Annotated in this window: 1 protein-coding gene; it reads right to left on the bottom strand. The window is 41.3% G+C overall.

All coding sequences use genetic code 11. From position 1 onward, the window contains the following. The coding region (locus CBI42_RS11905) for an ATP-binding cassette domain-containing protein (protein ID WP_142294163.1) at positions 1–264 on the bottom strand (264 nt) is incomplete at both ends.

Consider the following 264-nt stretch of genomic DNA (forward strand, 5'->3'; position numbering starts at 1 on the left):
TGCTTGGATGGTTACATCCAAAGCAGTTGTTGGCTCATCAGCAATCAGGATTTCAGGATAGTTAACCAAAGCAATCGCAATCACGATCCGCTGTCTCATACCACCTGAAAATTGGTGAGGATAGTTGTTAATCCGCTGTTCAGCATTTTCAATTCCAACTAACTTCATCATTTCCAAGGCTTGGGCATAAGCTTTTTCACGTTTCATACCTTTATGAATAATGAGTGGTTCGGCAATTTGCTTACCGATCTTCATAGTTGGGTC

Source organism: Streptococcus sp. KR (assembly GCF_002238115.1).
Taxonomy (GTDB): domain Bacteria; phylum Bacillota; class Bacilli; order Lactobacillales; family Streptococcaceae; genus Streptococcus.